14 protein-coding genes are annotated in these 19,125 nt (G+C 43.6%); 5 read left to right on the top strand and 9 right to left on the bottom strand.

Annotated features, from left to right (window positions below; translation table 11 throughout):
* Positions 1–23 precede the first annotated feature (23 nt).
* The 6 genes from MJ595_RS18160 to MJ595_RS18135 all read right to left on the bottom strand — a co-directional run bounded on the left by MJ595_RS18160 (position 24) and on the right by MJ595_RS18135 (position 4,515).
* The gene (locus tag MJ595_RS18160; RefSeq protein WP_263079458.1) at positions 24–449 is read right to left on the bottom strand and encodes a GNAT family N-acetyltransferase; all 426 of its coding nucleotides are present in this window, start codon (positions 447–449) and stop codon (positions 24–26) included.
* Between the two features lie 601 nt (positions 450–1,050).
* A complete protein-coding gene (locus MJ595_RS18155; RefSeq protein WP_263322427.1) occupies positions 1,051–1,704 on the bottom strand; it encodes an IS630 family transposase in 654 nt (217 codons plus the stop codon).
* Positions 1,626–2,099, bottom strand: coding sequence for a helix-turn-helix domain-containing protein (locus MJ595_RS18150; RefSeq protein ID WP_263078037.1), 474 nt, complete (start codon positions 2,097–2,099; stop codon positions 1,626–1,628). The genes MJ595_RS18155 and MJ595_RS18150 overlap by 79 nt, the downstream gene beginning before the upstream one ends.
* A 141-nt stretch (positions 2,100–2,240) precedes the next feature.
* The gene (locus MJ595_RS18145) at positions 2,241–2,507 is read right to left on the bottom strand and encodes a hypothetical protein (RefSeq protein WP_263079457.1); all 267 of its coding nucleotides are present in this window, start codon (positions 2,505–2,507) and stop codon (positions 2,241–2,243) included.
* Positions 2,508–2,686: 179 nt separating this feature from the next.
* Positions 2,687–4,054, bottom strand: coding sequence for a transposase (locus MJ595_RS18140; protein ID WP_263078002.1), 1,368 nt, complete (start codon positions 4,052–4,054; stop codon positions 2,687–2,689).
* A gap of 101 nt (positions 4,055–4,155) precedes the next feature.
* A complete protein-coding gene (locus MJ595_RS18135) occupies positions 4,156–4,515 on the bottom strand; it encodes a hypothetical protein (protein ID WP_263079456.1) in 360 nt (119 codons plus the stop codon).
* A gap of 702 nt (positions 4,516–5,217) precedes the next feature.
* Here MJ595_RS18135 and lon point away from each other — a divergent pair.
* From lon to MJ595_RS18120, 3 genes are all read left to right on the top strand, one after another.
* Positions 5,218–7,635 carry an endopeptidase La gene (lon, locus tag MJ595_RS18130; RefSeq protein WP_263079455.1) on the top strand — a complete coding sequence of 806 codons (2,418 nt, stop codon included), beginning with the start codon at positions 5,218–5,220 and terminating at the stop codon, positions 7,633–7,635.
* A 952-nt stretch (positions 7,636–8,587) separates the two neighbouring features.
* Positions 8,588–8,860, top strand: coding sequence for a DNA-binding protein HU-beta (hupB, locus tag MJ595_RS18125; protein WP_263079453.1), 273 nt, complete (start codon positions 8,588–8,590; stop codon positions 8,858–8,860).
* A 276-nt stretch (positions 8,861–9,136) separates the two neighbouring features.
* The gene (locus MJ595_RS18120) at positions 9,137–11,038 is read left to right on the top strand and encodes a SurA N-terminal domain-containing protein (RefSeq protein ID WP_263079451.1); all 1,902 of its coding nucleotides are present in this window, start codon (positions 9,137–9,139) and stop codon (positions 11,036–11,038) included.
* A gap of 117 nt (positions 11,039–11,155) precedes the next feature.
* Here MJ595_RS18120 and MJ595_RS18115 read toward each other — a convergent pair whose 3' ends face one another.
* The 3 genes from MJ595_RS18115 to MJ595_RS18105 all read right to left on the bottom strand — a co-directional run bounded on the left by MJ595_RS18115 (position 11,156) and on the right by MJ595_RS18105 (position 15,958).
* Positions 11,156–12,796, bottom strand: a complete 1,641-nt coding sequence (locus MJ595_RS18115; RefSeq protein ID WP_263079450.1) for a hypothetical protein — start codon at positions 12,794–12,796, stop codon at positions 11,156–11,158.
* A 198-nt stretch (positions 12,797–12,994) separates the two neighbouring features.
* The gene (locus tag MJ595_RS18110) at positions 12,995–14,470 is read right to left on the bottom strand and encodes a hypothetical protein (protein WP_263078329.1); all 1,476 of its coding nucleotides are present in this window, start codon (positions 14,468–14,470) and stop codon (positions 12,995–12,997) included.
* 84 nt (positions 14,471–14,554) lie between these two features.
* Positions 14,555–15,958, bottom strand: coding sequence for a DUF3638 domain-containing protein (locus MJ595_RS18105; protein ID WP_263322539.1), 1,404 nt, complete (start codon positions 15,956–15,958; stop codon positions 14,555–14,557).
* 323 nt (positions 15,959–16,281) lie between these two features.
* Between MJ595_RS18105 and MJ595_RS18100 the strand changes: the two genes are divergently transcribed.
* On the top strand, positions 16,282–17,619 hold the full coding sequence (locus tag MJ595_RS18100; RefSeq protein ID WP_263078015.1) for an IS1380 family transposase: 1,338 nt from the start codon (positions 16,282–16,284) through the stop codon (positions 17,617–17,619).
* Positions 17,620–17,811: 192 nt separating this feature from the next.
* Positions 17,812–19,119 (top strand): transposase, encoded by a 1,308-nt coding sequence (locus MJ595_RS18095; protein WP_263322538.1) that lies wholly within the window; start codon positions 17,812–17,814, stop codon positions 19,117–19,119.
* The last annotated feature ends 6 nt before the right edge of the window (positions 19,120–19,125 follow it).

Below are 19,125 nucleotides of genomic sequence, written 5' to 3'. Positions count from 1 at the left end.
GGGGTAAGCTGGCTCTTATCTTATTAAGCACGCATTATTTTTTTACTGAAGAAGATTTTATCTACCCCTTTTTTTGGGTAATCCTTAAACCTCCCAACTTCCTTGAATCCAAGTCTTGAGTAAAATTCCGGTGCCTGGAATGAAAAGGTATCAAGATGAATGTTATCAATTTTGTGGGTTAGGGCTTCCTGTTCAAGCCTGGAAAGCAGAGCTTTGCCATGTCCATTGTTTCGAATTTTCTTTGAAACCCAGAAGTATTTAACATAAATGTTTTCGTAGGTGATTTCAGAGGTTAGCCCACCAATGATCTCACCCTCATTGTTTTTGAGATAGCAGGCAAAATGCTTTGTCTCAAAGTCTGGGAAATTTGGTTTGTTGAAATCCAACAGCCCGTCATAAAGTACTGAGATCTCTTCTTTTGAAGGGGCATATGACACATCAATTTTCATTGTGTTTTTGATTTCTCGATAATTAGTTTAATAAGAAGAAGAGGTTGGTTGCAGTGGTATATTTTAACGACGTCATTGTGTTGGTATCCAGCTTGCCATGCTTATTATGGTGATTAGTAAGCACCATTGGCATTCTGTGAGTCTGACAGACTAAAGGCTGTGACTGTTGCTATTGAATTCAGGCACGCTACCGCCTGCCAGCTTATATTCCGGCAGAAAATATTGACTGGGTTGTCATGGAGGGCATGGTACAAGTCCTCACCACTGTATAAGTGGGCGGATTATGACAGGAAAATATCATCTGGATATTGATATAGGTCGGGGTATCGTCGCCGGATTCTGGCCTGGCGGTTGCCTAACACCGTGGTTGAAAATGTTTCTGAGATTCTTTAGTAAGCGCTTACACAAATGAAATTACATCTTCTTTATTTGCTGTATCTGGAGTGCTGTTTCGTGTGTGTTGGAGGGCATTTGCCAAACTCTCTTATTGAGTTTTTCACTTTCCTCTTCATTTGTACCTGCCAGTAGTACTTGTTCGGCTACTTTGGCACAGTTATGAGTTAGTACATTATAAGTAGTGTATAGATTGCTTTCGAATAATTTAACCATCCAGTCGGACAGTATTAGAAAATGAGATCATATACTCCTCTCCAAATGAAAAAAGCACCCGTTCAACTTCTTTTTCAAATTCCGCAAAGCTCTTGATTGACAAGAGGTTGAGCCATTCATACTTTATTTTCCTCCACAGGATTTCAATCAGGTTGAGCTCAGGTGAATATGTTGGCAGAAAGCAGACCAGCAATTTCTTTTCAATCATCCAGTCATCAATTCTGGCACAAAACTTTTTGCTGGTGTGAATGCTGGCATTATCCACCATAACTACCGTGTAACGATCATTTGAGCTGTATTTTTCATCTGCCATTTTCTCTGCAAAGTCATCAAAGGCCGCAATCACCGTATCGCTATTCACTGAACCCACAACAGGATAATGAAATAGCTCACAGCTTCGGTTCATAAACCCCAGTACGTTGATGCGTTTACTTTTGACTGATGGTATTCTGAGCTGCTTTCCTTTTTCCTGCCAACCGTATGGCACACAAGGTTCCTGGGTAAAGCCGGACTCATCAAAATAAAATAAATTGATTAACCCTTTGCTCTCGGCTTCCTGGGCATCTTTCAGAGCAGTTTTACAGTCATGGAATTGCTCTTCGTCCCGTTTATGTTTGCATGATTTACGGAGTCTTTTGTAAACCAGCCCTGCTTTTTTACAATGTTTGCCAGAGTAATTTTTGATGAAGATTTACCGGTTTCATCCTCGATCTTGGATTTGACATACGATAAGCGACGAGGCTCTTCAGCCACTAATTCTTTTATGCGTTGCACTTCGGATTCGTCATATATGCACGGCCTACCGCCACCATGCCCCTTGTACAAGGCACGAATACCATATTCTTCCCAATCATCAATCCACTGAGAAGCAGTTTGATATCTAATTTCAAGTATTTCGGCAATTTGCTCAAGGGTAAAGCCACGATTGCTCAATAAAAGGCTATGGGCTCTTTCCCTTATACATCTCAGAGGTCCGTAGTGTTTGGCGAATTTCAAAGTTAATAAAACAGCTTCATCAGTGATTGTAGTGACGTACTTCATAGGGAGAGGGATTTAAAGACCAGTACTCTCTTTATAATAGAGTAAATGTATCATTCAATAGCTATCTGATCGTTAGATCAAGAAGTAGATTTCTCGTACTGGCCGAACATCCATTTTATTTGAAACCAAACTATGACCTACTTATCCTTTTCTCCTTTCAGTATCCCATTTCTCCATCATTTTCTGACCCTTAAGCTTTTCAAGCTTGATGATATTTACATCAAGGAGTAAATCTTTATAAGCTTTTATTTCATAACAACATTGAGGGATGCCACCAGATTCTATATCGCCTCCTGCTGTATAGCTAAGATAAACAGGCTTTTTTTCTGATTCATCATAAATGATCAGAGCCGTATGTGCTCCACCACGAAAATTTAAGAAAATTGCATCTCCCGGTTTTTGACACATAGAAAAGAGATCACGAGCTCTTGCTATGCAGCTATTCCCGCATGATGAACGTCGATGATCGTTGGTATTGACAATAAGGCAGCAAAAATAATGAAGCCGATCAAAACTGAGCCGCCAATTAACAAAGCGGAGCTTTAAAGAAAAAATGTCACCCCTGAACGTAGCTACGATATGGCCGGTTATGATGTATCGAATGGAATCACCCTTTTCTCTTCAATACCATGAGTTACTGTGTAAAAAAGCCCCTCCCACGTTTTTATCAGCCAATGCAAAAAATAGCCCTGTATCCATTTCCATAATGCTATACGGACTCCTTTTGAGCGGGTTCTTAAAGCTTCCTGAAACTGGGGACAGCACAGTTCCTGTATTTGATCTACGAGAAAAGCAAGCATCGTCAGATAGGCCAGATTTGTGGCTAAGTGCTTCTCACCGTGACCGTAGTTATGTTCGAGATCGTAGCCTTGATTTTTCAGGGTGTTAAACGTCTGGTTCTCAATATGCCATCGGCAGCGCCCTCCTTTCATGACGGGTTCTATGGTTTCTTCGTTAAGCGGAATATCAGTCACCCAGCACCAGATATGCTGTTTACCTTTTTTATCGGTTTCGACAAAATCAAGCACATTAACCTGTTCTGCATATTTTGCCTTGTTCAGCCTGACGTCATTGGCATAGCGAAACCACCACTTAATTCCAGTCTCTTCATTAACTTTTTCAGCACGGTGAACTTTTCCTTCTTTATCCAGCTCATCCATCGCTTCAACCAGCGAGGCATGGTTGCCATCTTTCGCGACAATGATGTAATGCCAGCCATAACTCTTAATCAGTTGGACAGTGGGGTTGTCAGCATAAAGACTGTCCAGAAGAATAACGAACTTTAGACGTGGGTGATGCTCTCGTATGGTGGCAAACAACCGTTTAATGGCATTTTTTTCACAGTCATTTTTGGTCGAACCGTCCTGGCAAACTATGGCTTCCGGTGCCAATGGCAAGACTGTTTTTTGATCCGGGTGAGCAATGCATGCTGCCATTAACTGGTGGTAGTGAGCTTCGTTGGCCTTTCCCTTATTTTTAGTACAGCACTCCTGACAAGGTTTTTTATTATTGCAGGAGTAAAATAGCCCAGTTCCATCGATCGGGAGCAAGTAGTGATTTTTCAAGTTCCCGCAGTGAAATTCGAATGCCTTCAGTAATCCGCCCCTTTGGACGTTAGACAGCAATGTCTTAAAAGGCTTTTTGAACTCTACGGGATCTATTGGATCCAGGATTTCCCGCATACTGGTATCACAGGGAGCACGTTTTTTTATCTGATACAGGTGCTCAAGGTTATGCCTTACTTCTTGCTCTGTTTTATCACGCTCAAACGAGAGGAGCGATGGGTACTTGAGATGCATCATGGCAAAAGCGGACATGGAGGCATCATGTATTGTTATTTTTCTGGAATCCTTGTTTGGTCGGACATCTGGAATTTGCTCATAACTTTCAGAAATCGTAGTAATTAAACTGTTTGCACAAAGATGCTTACGACTTTTTTGGAATGGATAAGCCATGAGAGACAGCCATTGATAAAGTATCCCTATCAAAAGTAGACGTTATTTTGTGCGAAATCACTCCATTTGGAATTTACTGTAAGCCTTGCTGTTGCAGTGATTTAATTGATGTCACGGGAATAGCTGCTTGCTATGATTATTTCATTTTGATTCAGTGCTGGAGGAATTTTGAAAGTATTTTTACGCCCCAAGCTATGAAGCCAGTTTCTAATTCCAGAAAGCATACCCGACGCGTAGCCATTAGGTAATCTGGAGGATGCTGATCGGGTTTTTAATTTTGGTTCATCTTCTATTTCATGGCTATGTAAGTTTCTATCATTTAGGTTATTATCTAAAGATACTTTGCTGACAGTACGGCCAAAAAACTTTTTGATTGCATAAATGCAAAGTGCTCCCATGCTGGGGGTTTCATCAGGGTTTGATGATTTATAACTTTCCAGTAAATGTTGATATAGTTTCATTGAAGTACCAATAAATCAGAACCACCTGCAAATCAAATACGATGATGAAAGCTGCCACAGGGGACTATCATCAAACTCCAGCAAGCAGCATTTTCTCCTGACGTTTTTATTCGGCTAAAAAAGACTAACTGTATTCGCAATACTATATTTTGGCGGAATTATCCTTAAAAGTTTTCCATAAGTAGTATCGGTAAGATGATTGATTTTTTTATTGGGTGTCGAGATTTGCTTGACTATTTTACATAGAGCTACTGGCTGAGCTAAGTCTGGGGGGATAAATCAGTGGGTGGATTTGGGTGATACGCAGTATGACTGGGTGTGTCCGGCGGCTCTTTCGGCTTTTTAAGGCAGGTTTCTGGTGAAATTGGGTACTTCACAGTTGCTCGAATTCATCTTGTCAGGGGGAGGCGATAGAGAACCCGTCATCAGGATTTAAACAGAGCCTGTAGAGGAGTTTCTGAAAAAAAGACGGAACTATCAGGCTTTCTATGGTTCCAACACCCTTAATACTATTGTAATTTCCGAAGAAAACCCGCATCTTTAGGCTATAGGCTGTCGCCTGTTCTTTAAAAGTGCCTGTTGAGTGAGATAAATACCAACAGAGGTACTGGTCACATGCCTGTGTCGAGGCTCTTGCTATATGTTTGCTGCAGGGCCGATGTTCAGGCTGGTTTTGATGCTGTGTCAAAAGGGGCTTTAGCTATGGATAATAAAACTTTACGTTCGTCCAATGTATTTCAGCTGCCTTTGCTGCCCCTGCGTGATGTTGTGGTCTACCCGCATATGGTCATTCCCCTTTTTGTGGGGCGTGAAAAGTCCATTTGTGCACTGGATGTCGCTATGTCAGAGGATAAAAAGATCCTGCTGGTCGCGCAGAAAAATGCTCAGGTGGATGATCCCACAAGTGAAGACTTGTTTCAGGTAGGCACTGTTGCCAGTATTTTGCAATTATTGAAGTTGCCGGATGGGACGGTCAAGGTTCTGGTTGAAGGTGAAGAAAGAGTGGCAGTTACCTCCCTCGAGGAAATGGAGGGAATGGTGGTGGCCACTGTGGCAGAAAGTTATGAAGAGCCTGTTAATCCCCGTGAAGGTGATATCCTGGTTCGTTCACTGATGTCCCAGTTTGAACAATATGTGCAGTTAAGTAAGAAAGTACCCAATGAGGTGTTGACGTCACTGGCCAGTATCAGTGATCCGGGCAAGCTCGTTGATACCATCGCTGCGCATATGCCTATGAAAATCGAGGATAAGCAGAAAGTACTCGAGGTTGAGAGTCTGGGTGAGCGCCTTGAGTACCTGATCGGCATTATGCAGGGCGAAATGGATTTTCTGCAGGTGGAAAAGAAAATCCGTGGGCGCGTTAAAAAACAAATGGAAAAAAGCCAGCGGGAGTACTATCTGAATGAGCAAATGAAGGCCATTCAGAAAGAACTGGGTGATTTGGATGAGGCACCCAATGAGCTGGATGAGCTGAAAGAAAAAATTGAGTCAGCCGGGATGACCCAGGAGGCGAAAGAAAAGGCTATCTCAGAGCTTAACAAGCTGAAGATGATGTCACCCATGTCTGCCGAAGCCACTGTTGTCAGGGGATACATCGACTGGATGATCGGTGTGCCCTGGAAGAAACGCAGCAAGGTGCGTCATGACATGAAACGGGCCCAGGGGATTCTTGAAAAAGACCATTACGGGCTTGAGGAAGTTAAAGAACGCATTCTTGAGTACCTCGCGGTCCAGAAGCGGGTGAAAAAGGTGAAGGGGCCTGTGCTCTGCCTGGTTGGGCCTCCAGGGGTGGGTAAAACTTCCCTGGGTGAGTCTCTGGCCAGGGCAACCAACCGGAAGTTTGTTCGTATGGCTCTGGGCGGCGTTCGTGATGAAGCGGAAGTGCGGGGGCATCGCAGAACCTATATTGGCTCTATGCCGGGCAAGCTGATTCAGAAAATGGCAAAGTCTGAAGTGCGGAATCCGCTGTTTTTGCTGGATGAGATAGATAAGCTGGGATCCGATATGCGGGGTGACCCTGCTTCAGCGCTGCTGGAGGTTCTTGATCCTGAGCAAAACAATGCCTTTAATGACCACTACCTGGAAGTGGACTATGACCTGTCCGATGTGATGTTTGTCTGTACATCCAACTCCATGAATATTCCTGCACCGTTACTGGACAGGATGGAAGTCATTAGGATTCCGGGTTACACCGAGGATGAAAAGGTCAATATTTCTGTACGTTACCTGATCCCGAAACAGGTGAAGAACAGTGGCCTGAAAAAAGGTGAGCTGGGTTTTGACGAGGCAGCGATCCGTGATGTAATTCGTTACTATACCCGTGAAGCTGGAGTGCGGGGTCTGGAAAGGGAAATTGCTAAAATTTGCCGGAAAGCGGTGAAGGATGATTCCCTGTCTGTGGCTGACAGGCAAGACCAGGTGACCAAGGAAAATCTTGAGGATTTCCTGGGTGTCAGAAAATACAACTATGGTCGTGCAGAGGAACAGGATCAGGTGGGACAGGTAACCGGCCTTGCCTGGACACAGGTGGGTGGTGAACTGTTAACCATTGAGTCAGTTGTGGTTCCCGGTAAAGGCCAGATTACCAAGACCGGTTCCCTTGGTGATGTTATGCAGGAGTCTATCCAGGCGGCCCTGACGGTGGTTCGAAGTCGTGCAGCTGCGCTGGGTATTCCGGCTGATTTCCATCAAAAGAACGATTTGCATATCCATGTTCCTGAGGGTGCTACGCCAAAAGATGGCCCCAGTGCCGGTATTGGCATGTGTACGGCTCTTGTTTCTGTCCTGACCGGTATTCCCGTTAAGGCCGATGTGGCCATGACGGGGGAAATCACCTTAAGGGGGCAGGTGCTGGCCATAGGTGGTCTGAAGGAAAAGCTGCTGGCTGCCCACAGAGGAGGCATTAAAACCGTGGTGATTCCTGAGGAAAACCGCCGGGACCTGAAGGAAATTCCTGAAAATATCAAAGAGGATCTTAATATTGTCCCTGTGCAGTGGATTGATGAGGTGCTGGATATTGCCCTGCAATATATGCCAGAACCTGTGGCCAGTGCCGAGGCATCAGTGACCCGGTCAATAGATGCCGGTGGCGATGATGGCGAGAGGGTCAATACACACTAGCCCGGGTATTATATCAACAGCCTCGAGCATTGCGCTGGACGTTGTGGCTCCCGGCAAAACAACAACTGTTGCCGGGAGCCTGTTTATGCAATACCAGGCTGTAAGAAGGAAACCCTGTTCACTGGCCTCTGGTCTGTCAGCAAGAGGCCGTGGGAGTCCCGTGCCCCTCTCTGCTTCCGGTCAGGCTTTTGCATAGCCTTTTTGTGTCGGGTGTTATATTTATCCATCCTTGTTTTTTATCTTGCGGATAAGCCAGCATTCTGGGCCATATCGGGTTACTTATGCCAATTTTCATCGAAAACATCCGGTTTATTAAAAAAATATGCGAATGTTCAGTGTTGACGGGGGAGGTATGTTGACAGTGGCATAAACCGGTTGGTATAAAATGCCGCTGCCTCAAGATGGAAGCGGAGAGTGATCTTTTTTCCGCTTTACCTGCTCCGGTATTTCTATGGTTAGCTATTATCCTTAGGGTAGTGCCAGGAGAGAGTACGTTTTATGTTGCAGGTCGGCTTTTGGTTGTTGGTCTGGATGATATCCTTATTAACACTGAATGAACCGGTTTGTGGCAAGTAGCCGGTCGGGCTTATGCTATTGGACATGATTTTGGAAGGCTTTCCGGGTTTTATTTCCCCAGTGGCTATTTCCCGGGTCACAGGCTGATAGATTTTTGAATCCGGCAGGAATCTGTCGAGGTTTTTTATTGCAGATCCATGAAATGGGCTGTAGGGTTTGTTCACCTGAGCTTATGCTTAGCTTGACAGAGCCGTGCCTGATTTATGGGGTATGCGGTAAGAAAAGACACGGAGCCTGCGCTGTTGCTTGAGTTTTCAGCTAAAATCCAGCAGCATAGCAGTCGCGCCCGTAAGGTTCAGGTGTTGAGGCACAATGTAGCCAATATGCCTGTTAGCTGTTCTGGCTAAGAAAGCATCCTACAAAGAAGGGGAATAGAGTGAACAAGTCTGAGCTGATTGATGCCATTGCGGCATCTGCTGACATCCCGAAAGCAGCTGCTGGTCGTGCCCTGGACGCCATGATCACCTCTGTGACTGATGCGCTGAAGACTGGCGAGCAAGTTGTTCTGGTTGGTTTTGGTACTTTCTCTGTTAAAGAGAGAGCTGCCCGTACTGGCCGTAACCCACAGACTGGCGAACCCATTCAGATTGCTGCTGCCAAAATTCCTAGCTTTAAGGCTGGCAAGGCATTAAAGGATGCAGTGAACTAATTTAGCGCCCACTGTGAAGGAGTCCGAAAGGCTCCTTAGCTAAGAGGGATGGAGCTGGATCAAGTTCAAATTGAAATTTGCCTGGTCTGTGCTTCTTTCCGTATAAGGCGCATCATTTGGTGCGCTTTTTTTTGATTCTGGACTCTTTCCTGCTGGATGTATTGCTGAATGATCGTATAGCAACCAGGAGGAGGTTTTGCTCATGTCTATTTGATCTGGCGGCCTGACGAATCATCCAAAGCCAATCCGGACAGTGAGTTGATAACTGAGGTTTGTATGCTGCAATCGATGAGGGATAAGGCGAAAAGCTGGGTGACGGTTGTTGTCGTTGCCATCATTGCTTTTATGATGGCAATCACGGGCCTGGAGACACTGGCACCCAATCCAAATAACCCTACAGTGGCCTCGGTTAACGGTCAGGATATTACCCGTGCCCAATTAGCGCAGGCTCTGGAGCAGCAACGACGGATGCTGATACAGCAAATGGGTGACCAGTTTGACCCATCCATGATTGATGAAGGAATCTTTAAAAATGCTGTTCTCCAATCTCTGATTGATCGCTCACTGCAGCTACAGGATGCAGAAAAACAAGGCATGGACATTGGCCAGGATGCACTGGACCGAATGATTGTCAGCATGCCCGAATTTCAGCAGGACGGTCGTTTTGATCAAGCCCGTTTTCAGATGCTGGTTCGTAACTTTGGTATGACACCCCTGCAGTTCAAGCAGATGCTAAAAGAAGAAAACCTGTTGATTCAATTGCGTTCAGGCTTCTCTGCATCTGAATTTGTTACTGATGCTGAAATGCAGAAACTGAGCGCCCTGGAAAACCAGACCCGTGATATTGCCTGGCTGACCCTGCCAGCCGCACCGGTAAGAGACGCTGTTGTTCCCTCTGAGGAAGAAATTAAAGCGTACTACGAGAATAATAAAGAGAATTACATGACACCGGAAGAAGTGGTTGTCAATTACATAGAACTCAGCAGGGCGGATCTCGCAAAGTCCGTTGCCATTGATGGGGATGATATTGCTGTTGAATATCAACAGCGTATTGACAGCCTGAAAGAGGATAAGGGGGAACGGCAGCAGGTTGCTTCGATCCTGATTGCAACGGGTGAGAAACGTACCCCTGCCGAAGCAGAAAAGCGGGCAAAGGATATTCGCAGGCAGCTGGAGCAGGGTAAGGATTTTGCTGCTATTGCCAAAAAGTATTCGGATGATGCTGTCACCGCCAGCAAGGGCGGGGATATGGGTATTGTTGAGTCCGGTTTTTTCGGTGATGCATTCGATGATGCCGTGGCTGAGCTGAAGGTGGGAGATGTATCCCAGCCTGTTGAAACGGATTATGGCATGCAGATCCTTAAGTTAATTGCCAGGGAAGAAGCCAAGTTGCCCACCCTTGAGCAGTTACGGGATGATATTGTTGATTCTTTGAAAACAAGGGCCGTTGAAGACCTGTTCCTCGATAAGAGCCGTCAGCTGGCAGATATCAGCTTTGAAGCGGCTGACCTGGTTCAACCGGCGGAACAGTTTGGCCTTGAAATAAAAAGCTCAGAGGCTTTTGGTCGGGATGGTGGACTGGGCATTGCCTCTAACCCCAAAGTTGTCAAAGCTGCATTCAGTGATGATGTGCTTAACCTTGGGGCAAACAGTGAGATTATTGAACTGTCTCCAGAAAGTGTTGCAGTAATCAGGGTTAAGGAACACCACAAGCCGGAATTGATTGCTCTGGATGATGTGAAAGGCGGTATTACTACGGCGTTGAAAAAACAAACGGCATATGAACAGCTTCAGGAAAAAACCGGGAAATTGATTGCTGCTATTAAGTCCGGAGATGCTGAAAAAGTCGCTAAAGACGAAAATCTTCAATGGCAAGAAAGCAAAGGTGTAAGCCGTGGGCAGACGGGTATTCCCCGGCAGCTGTTGAACAAGGCCTTTAAAATGCCTCACCCTGGCAGTGATAGCGTTGTACTGGACTCAGCAGAGCTTCCCAATGGTGATATGGCTATAATTTCCCTGAGCAGGGTTTATGCTGGTGCTTATACCAGTGAAGAACGTGAGAAGATGAAAGGACTGCTTCAGTACATTGCGGGTAGTAATGGCCGTAACACCTATGGCGAGTATCTGCAAAGCCTGAAAAATAGCGGTGATGTGCAGATAAAAACAAATGATGAATAGTCAGGAAGTCATATTGTCCTATTATGAATTGCGTTCAAGTAGTTTAGAGTGACTTTAAGAAGAAAGCCGCTAGTTTTTAGCGGCTTTTTTTATGACATATTGTTGATGAACCTATCATTAATATTTTTTAAGTTCCTTAAATACCTTATAAATATCACTGGAATAGAAGTTTTGTCTACTTTTAGCTTTATAATACAGAATATGTTTCTGGAAAAGCTGAAGAAGATCACTGCGATTCAACTGTTGGGATGCTATTTGGCTTGCAAGCCATAGTTTAAGGTACTCTTGTTCTTTATCCGTATAAGTCAAATACCCAAGGGCGAATTTTGCCTGGACTATTAAGTAATAAAATACATCCCTTGATTCATCGTTGGAAAAATAAGATAGATAATCCTCCAGCCACTCTTCAGGGTCATCAACCCCAATTTTGAAAATATTCGAACTATAAATATCTTCACTAATATCGAGTATAAATACGCCCTTTATTTTCTGATCTTCATCATCAAGATGGATATAAAGATCAGAGCTTTCTCTTTGCCGATAGCCCCATATTCTAATATTTGGAGTATGTATGGGGGCAACATTCAAACTGATATAGATTCTTTGGTCAAAAATAGCTGAGATTTTATCTGGCTGTTGCAGGTCTTTCTTCGACAGTGGCTTATAAGCATATAGAATACTGTCTTTTAGTCTTGTGAATGCATGGGCTGGGTTTTCTTGTCCTAAAACTATAGGGTTGTTGATAATAAAATTGAAGTCATTAAGGGGACTGCTGACATATGATACTGAATTTGTAATATCATCACCTTCGTGCAGTGTATGTTCCTGTTCTTGCTCTTGCTCCTGCTCCTGTTCTTGTTCTTGCGATACTTCCACTTCACTTGTGCCATCAAGACTAAGTGAGCCTGAATTAGTGAGTGTCGATTTTATTGTAGGTAGTCTTTTTTCAATAATAGAGTCCATCTGAATGGAAATCGCTCTTGCTTTATCAGGGGATCTTGAGGAAATAGCTTTATATGCAGGACTATTTAGAAGCGATTTTTTGGTATTGGAAAAAACCGTAAATGCATCCTCATTTTTAGAAACTTGAGTGAAACTTTGAATAACATCTGTGGTTAATTGTTCTTCAAATAGGTGCCCTATATCTTCATACGGATAAGGGTTGTCCTTCAAGGCGGCATCGAATACTTCACGAATGAGTGTTGACTTTAAATCTTCCGTAATGGCAACTGTCCCCTGACGGCTTAGTAGATCGGATTGATTATTTGCCAGGTAAATAATTAAGTGACTCAGTGATAAATCTAAAGTGGAGTCAATGCCCATGGTTTGCAGAAGACTTGTTTTAACGACTATTGCATCTTCAAGCGAAATTGCAAATTTTATATTTTGTGCAGCATTGAGTTCTCTTAATCGCCATACAGACTGTAGTAAATCCCGTAGTATCGTATCTTTATGAATAGTAACAACGGCAGTAGAGCGTTTATTCACTCGGAGATCAGAGCCTACAGTATGCTGTATGTCCCAGTATGCACAGGAATGAGTACGGTTATTTGTTTGCTTATTATAGTTTGATATGGTTTGACTCTTTTTATTATATTGATTGATATTTCCTTCAGTATCATAGAAGATAATATTTGAGAAATGAGGTTCTACTGAATGATGGTTAAGCAAAGCAGCTGCTACCTGATCATTACCATAACCTTTAAAAAAGCTACCGGTATCAATAAATGAGCAGTCATTAGTTTGCATAATATCCATAATCATACTGACACGTTCAGTTAGTTCGGTAGTGGTACTAAGCTGATCTATGACAGTAACCAGTGGGTCAGATTTACTGAATATCAGATTTAAAGTGTCTTCGAGAGTGGAGGACTTAAACTCTCTGTTATAAAAGTTTGGATAGGTTGAGCTATTCCATAATGTACCAGTAGGGTGAAAGTCTCATATTGACCACAACTAAACACTGCCACCTTTCTCAGGGAATGGTATGACATTGCTTGTAGCAGCCTTGGTGACTTTCTCGCAATAAGTTGCAGCAAATAACTTCCAGCCATTTTCAAACCAGTGGCTCTGAACTAATGACCGAAGCGTCAATATGCCCTGACCACCCGGATTTCTCCAGCGCATACCTGAGCACTTCATCCGCTGGGTAACCAAGGTTTTACAGGCTGCCTCTACCACACCAGAGCCGATCGGAAGGTTATTCGACAAGTGTTCAGCATAGCGCATACGCTGGCGATTTTTTCTGAAATACTCCAGCTCGGTCTTTAATTTTGAGCGGCGCGGATGCTTTTTATGCTGATAAGCCAGGGCTTTAATAATGCGCTCAACCCCATCAAGTTCCTCTTTGAGGACGTGTCGGTAAGTGACAAACTTTTCTTTGGACTTGATGCTGTTTTCTCCATAAGCCTGGTCAAATGCTTTCTTCAGGTGATCGGCTGCGTGGTAGTAATCAATAACCTCAACACCCGCTGGTAGTTCCCGGGAAAGGTATGACCAGTTGTCCTTGGCGCCATCAGCGACTTTGACCAGTGACAGCTGTGGCTTTTGTCGCAACGCTTCTTGCAATAGTGCTGACAAAGACTGCTTGAGTGTGAGTTTTTTAGTTTCTGGCATTCGTCCTATGCGGACTGTTGATAAACGCTCCCCCTGTTGATCGTAAAACGACAAAGTTCCGCAACTGGCCTCCTTGCAACCTGTTGGCCCTTGAGTCCGTTTGCCTTCAGAAGCGCTCCTGGCTCGCTTTTCTACTCGTTTGCCATCTTTCATGGGCAGCATAACGCCATCCAGGGAGGCGGCTACTGTGACCGCATTGGTGGGCACGTTAAGTTTCTCAATAAGCATCTCTTCAAAAGGCTCACGGTGCTGTTCCCACTGAGTATTAAATTGCCTGGGGAAACGAGCAAGACTGCTTTCTGAGGGAGACATACCTCCCATGAGATCAAGGAGGCTTTTTGCTTCACCGGGAGACATTTGAGCAACAACCCAGGCAGCTTGCTTTGCAGCCCGAGGCGTCCAGAAGCCTTCCACGATCCCGGCTTTCAACTCCATGGGCACGATACACGGCTCTTTGCCGTTACGGTAAAGTGTTCGCATAACCCGGACTGAACCAACCGCTGTCTGGTAGGTTTTATAACTGCGCAACACCTGCTTATAAGTGATCCCGCTGACCTCAATAGCTGGGGTATCAATATCAAGCTCAGCCAGCGCCTCTGCTAAAAAATCTTGCTGAGCTTGATTAAAGAGAGCATTAACGGTCTGCTCAAACTCTTCAAAGTGCCTGATAGGATTGCCAGACTCTCGCAGAGCCTGCAATTGGTGGCCTAACCGTTGAATCGCATCACAAGAAATGGTGGCGGCTTCAGTCCGTAGCTGACATACTTCCATGGGGCGGCCTCTCACTGGCAAGGTGTTGTGTGCTATCAACATCATACCTGTGATTGGCTGCCTTCTGTTTAAGCATTGAAAAAATAGCTGCCTACTACTTTCCCCGGTTGGCAAGCTGAAGAAGCTCGGTCAATTTGAGACTTTCACCCTACCAGTAATGCCTTGGATTTTATTAAATAAAAGCGGGTAAATATAGGCATTTGTTTTTAGTTGCGAGGGAGATTGCTGAATTGCATCATTGATGATATTTTTTGTCACCAATAATACTTTTGTCAGGTTTTTATTTATATTATTTTTTGCATAATTGATAATTTCTGGTGAGGCTTCATTATCTTCTAAAGAAATACTTGAAATGAGTGGGGCAATATCACTCTCCGGTATTAGGAAATTTATATATTGTAAAAATTCTGAATTTTGATCCTTATATATTTTAAATGACTTTGTTTTTTTCATCAGGCTTAAAAGAGGGTGGATTGTTTTTTTCTCTAGTAATATAGCTTGAAGTGTATAATTTAATGATTCAAGAATACTTCCAAATCTTGATTTTATCATTGGCTTTCCATTATGGTATGGGATAGCAATGATTTTAGGGCAGCCTTGATTATGGGGGGCGCATCCTTCATCTGGATAGAGAGCATAGTTGACCCCATGTATTTTTCGTAATGTTAAAGGAAGTATTGAATGTATTTGTTTGTAAGCTGTAGAGAAAAATGTCTGTATATTTTTATTTTTGATTAAAGAAATAAACTGTGTGAGCGTCTCCTGGTTTTGTGTAAGAAGTGCTTCTTTTACAGCTTTCCTATCATATGATGCCAGTTCATTGTAATCATTTGACCCGAATAGAAAGCGGAAGTGGTTGGAATTAATATCACTAATATTTTTTATAAATGCATCAACAATTAATTCTTTTGTAGAGTTTTGATACTCCTCGTCGGTAAATGCCGGGTTGATTAAGAGGTTTTTTAGGGTTGGAGTTTGTACAATTCCAATATATAGCATATAGGTTGCATAAATTATATTGTTATCTATTGGCAATGTTTCACCAGAAGTGAATCTCAAGCTTTTCATAATATCAAGTACTTGATCTGCTTCATCTATGGTGACAATAGATTTTTCTTTAAATAATTTAAAAATTCCTGTAAATTCATCAATGTTTTCCTGTATGCCAGCTTTCATGTTTTCAATATAGGCAAGAAAAAGGCTTTGAATGCTGGAGTTAGATATTAATATCATTCTTTTTTGGTTATAATCCCACTCTAAACGTTGACGCAAAATTTTTATATTTTCAGTTTTTCTCAGTTTTTTTCGGTCAACAACAATGACGTCAACAAAAAGATCAAAAGACTGTTCTAATATTTGTGATAATTCACTAGACACTGAAGGAATTAATGTTTCTGGCATTACAATGATGTTTAAATGAGATGATTTTATTATTTTATTAGCAAGTAATGGAAGTAATACTGATGTTTTTCCTCCACCCATTTTCATTTCTAATAGAGTGCCGGTTTTTTTGTTTGGGTTATCCGTATAAATTCCTTCTTCAAGTATTTTTAATTTATGAATTTGTTCTTTTCTGAGAAGAAATCCAGCGTGGTATTCATGAATAACTCGACTTTAGAGTTACCAAAGAACAATAGTACGATTTTCATCTGAAATCGGTTAATAGCAACCATCTCCAAACAAAATACAAAGATGGTTGCTATGCTCACTTCAGATCATAAAGAGATCCTCCGGGAGCTTGCCTTATACCTGAATCCGTGAGTTCACTGTAGCCCAACTCCTCTGGATCAACCACAAAACGTAAGTTCCAAGTTAAAATGCACCCACTCTAATTTTCACCACCTGGGTGCATTTTTGTGAAACTGAAAATTGAACAATCACAGACGGAATTTTATACACCGGTCGCAGGGCTTTATTTCGTTGGTCATGCACTCAACAAAAAGACAGCGTTAAGCAAATCCCTGCGCAAAATAAAAAAAAGGCACCGTATCACTCATATCGACCTGATCAGAGCTTACTGCGGCCAACTGGCTCAGGGTAAAAGTGATTTTGATAATGTTGATAATAACCGGGATAACGACTGGTTCCGGTTGGCAATGGGCATTAAACAAATGCCTTCAGCCAGCCGCTTAAGACAGCGTTTCAATGAAGATGCCGCCCAACTGATTCCTTTCATCGAGGACAGCCTTACCGATGTCCTGGTTAATCTTCAGGTGCCCGTCACACCCCTTCCGAAAAAACTCGATAAGAAGCAGCACATACCACTGGATATCGACGTATTCCCTATGGATAACAGCAATACCAAAAAGGAGGGGGTCGAGTACACGTATAAAAAATTCTTTGGTTATGCCCCTATTGCCGCTTACTTTGGCTGCGAAGGCTGGTGCCTGGGATGTGAATTACGCCCAGGCTCTCAGCACTCCCAGAATGATTTTATTGGCTTTTTACAAGCAGTGCTGCACCGCAGCCGACGTTTGACCCGAGCGCCTATTCTGGTTCGCCTTGATAGTGGCCACGATGCTGAGGAATCGCGCCGGGAAATCGCCGGGTTCAAAGGTGTGAATCACATTATCAAGCTCAACCCAAGAAAGTATCACACCAAGGAACACTGGCTCCCCATTTTTGAAGAAAAGCAAGTCAAATGGGAGGAGTCGCGTCCAGGAAAGAGTTATGCGACACTCTCAACCGTCTATGAAACCAACTATGGTAACCAGCGTCTGATTATTCGCATTATCAAGCGTACCACTGATACTGTAGGGCAGAGATTTCTGACACCCGATTATGAGCTGGAAGGATGGTGGACAACACTCAGCGAAGCTGACTACAGCGATGATCAGATCATTAATCTTTATGAGGATCATGCGACCAGCGAGCAGTTTCACAGTGAGTTGAAGACTGATATGGATTTAGAGCGCCTGCCTTCAGGCAAGTTTGACACCAACGACCTGGTGATGTGTTTGGGTGCACTGGTCTATAACATTCTGCGCTACATGGGGCAGAGTTGCTTGCTCGGGCCAGATGCGCCGGTACGTCATAAAGCCAAACGACGCCGGTTAAAAACCGTGATACAGGAACTCATCTACCTGGCTGCCCGTCTTCTGAAAAAAGGACATCAATACCGGCTACGCTTTGGTCGTTACTGTCCTGGTTTCAGGTCTTTCCATCAATTAATAAGCCAGCATGCACTTTGTTGATTGAATAGCGAGATAGAAAAAAATGCCATAAATGAGAAAGTACTGTATTGATAACGGTAGGGCTTCTTTCAACCTGTCTTCAAGTTTGATGATATTTTGATCAGCATTTATGCTTAAAAACGACATAAAAACACTTCAATCAATAACCCGAGTTATTTTCAAAGGAAAAAATTAATCAGCACATTTTCAAAACTGCCGGGCAAATCAAGAAATCACGGATTCAGGTTATATACAACGTTTCTTGCTTCAGCGCTATCCCCAACAGCAGTACCTACGTTCTGCGAACTTCTTTTTGGCTGCATGCTATCCGGGCAAGGCTTTGTCACTCAGGCGCTGTTATCTATTAATAACTTTCAATGCGTATGGAGCAGTTACCACCATTGGCTCTCTCAAGGCAAGTGGCGGTGGAGGAGCCTCGCATGCCGGCTCATTCAGCTGGTATGCTCAAAAGTACCACGGGGTGAACTTATCAACATTGGTCTTGATGATTGGGTGGTGGAGCGTTTTTCTGACAAGGCTCCCGCTTGCCGAACCCATCACCAGCACAGTAAAAAAAGGAACCGGCCAACGTATATCTGGGGACAATGCTGGGTATCCCTGGCTGTTGTATTTGAGCGGGCTAAAGATGAAGTATTTACTGCCATCCCTGTGCTTTCCTTTCCATCTCCTGCTTCAGGCAATGCCAGTAAGCTAAAAATCGCTGTTGCCATGCTAAAAGTAGTGAGGCAAGAGGTGAAGGTGCAAGGACTGCGCTTGCTGACAGACTGTTGGTATATGAACTGGACGCTAATGCAACCCGTTCTGGAAATGGGCTATGAAGTAGTAGGGCAAATCCCGTTAAACCGGGCATTGTATGCCTTACCGTTGGAGTCCACTGCAAAAAAACGTGGGCGACCCAAAAAGTATGGCATCAAAATGACGCCCCCGGAAGTGGAGAAGCTACCGGAATATCAAACAACCGTAAGAATATACGGCAGATTTCGAAAGATACGTTATCGCACCCGGGTATGTCGGGCTCGCTTCCTGAAAGGCCGCAAGGTTCGGGTTGTCTGGGGTCGGTTTGAAAATGATAAAGGACTGACAGAAAGCCGTATATTCATTGCAACCAATACTGGACTTGAAGGTATAGACATCCTTCGTATTTATGCGAAAAGATGGCCGGTTGAACCCATGTTTCAGCAAATTAAACATTCATTTGGTTGCCGCCAGTTATGGCAGCAAAAGCTGAGAACTCTGTTGCGGTGGATGCATCTGAAGATGGCTGGATACGCATTATTGCAACTGTTGACCGTCTGTAAAAATCAAGCAAGCGTGGGCATTTCAAGGATTCCTTGGCGGGATCAGGATACAACCACCGCTGGCATGCTAAGATTTGCACTCGCAGGAATTATCCCCAGATTACCTATTCGTGAGGGCTGGAACCGATATAGCCAAAAATATGAGTTCAATTTTAATAGTTTGACTGACGGAATAGTCAAAGAAAAGAAAAAAGCGGCATAAATAGCG

Source organism: Endozoicomonas sp. Mp262, from assembly GCF_025643335.1.
In the GTDB taxonomy this organism is placed as follows: Bacteria; Pseudomonadota; Gammaproteobacteria; order Pseudomonadales; family Endozoicomonadaceae; genus Endonucleibacter.
The sequence above is the reverse complement of the archived record's forward strand: the minus strand, read 5'-3'. Positions and strand labels throughout refer to the sequence as shown.

What these genes read in the sequence shown, in the direction of transcription:
- MJ595_RS18160 (WP_263079458.1), bottom strand. Translation starts at nt 449, where the DNA reads ATGAAAATTGATGTGTCATATGCCCCTTCAAAAGAAGAGATCTCAGTA.
- MJ595_RS18150 (WP_263078037.1), bottom strand. Translation starts at nt 2,099, where the DNA reads ATGAAGTACGTCACTACAATCACTGATGAAGCTGTTTTATTAACTTTG.
- MJ595_RS18145 (WP_263079457.1), bottom strand. Translation starts at nt 2,507, where the DNA reads ATGTGTCAAAAACCGGGAGATGCAATTTTCTTAAATTTTCGTGGTGGA.
- MJ595_RS18140 (WP_263078002.1), bottom strand. Translation starts at nt 4,054, where the DNA reads ATGGCTTATCCATTCCAAAAAAGTCGTAAGCATCTTTGTGCAAACAGT.
- MJ595_RS18135 (WP_263079456.1), bottom strand. Translation starts at nt 4,515, where the DNA reads ATGAAACTATATCAACATTTACTGGAAAGTTATAAATCATCAAACCCT.
- lon (WP_263079455.1), top strand. Translation starts at nt 5,218, where the DNA reads ATGGATAATAAAACTTTACGTTCGTCCAATGTATTTCAGCTGCCTTTG.
- MJ595_RS18120 (WP_263079451.1), top strand. Translation starts at nt 9,137, where the DNA reads ATGCTGCAATCGATGAGGGATAAGGCGAAAAGCTGGGTGACGGTTGTT.
- MJ595_RS18115 (WP_263079450.1), bottom strand. Translation starts at nt 12,796, where the DNA reads ATGGATATTATGCAAACTAATGACTGCTCATTTATTGATACCGGTAGC.
- MJ595_RS18110 (WP_263078329.1), bottom strand. Translation starts at nt 14,470, where the DNA reads ATGATGTTGATAGCACACAACACCTTGCCAGTGAGAGGCCGCCCCATG.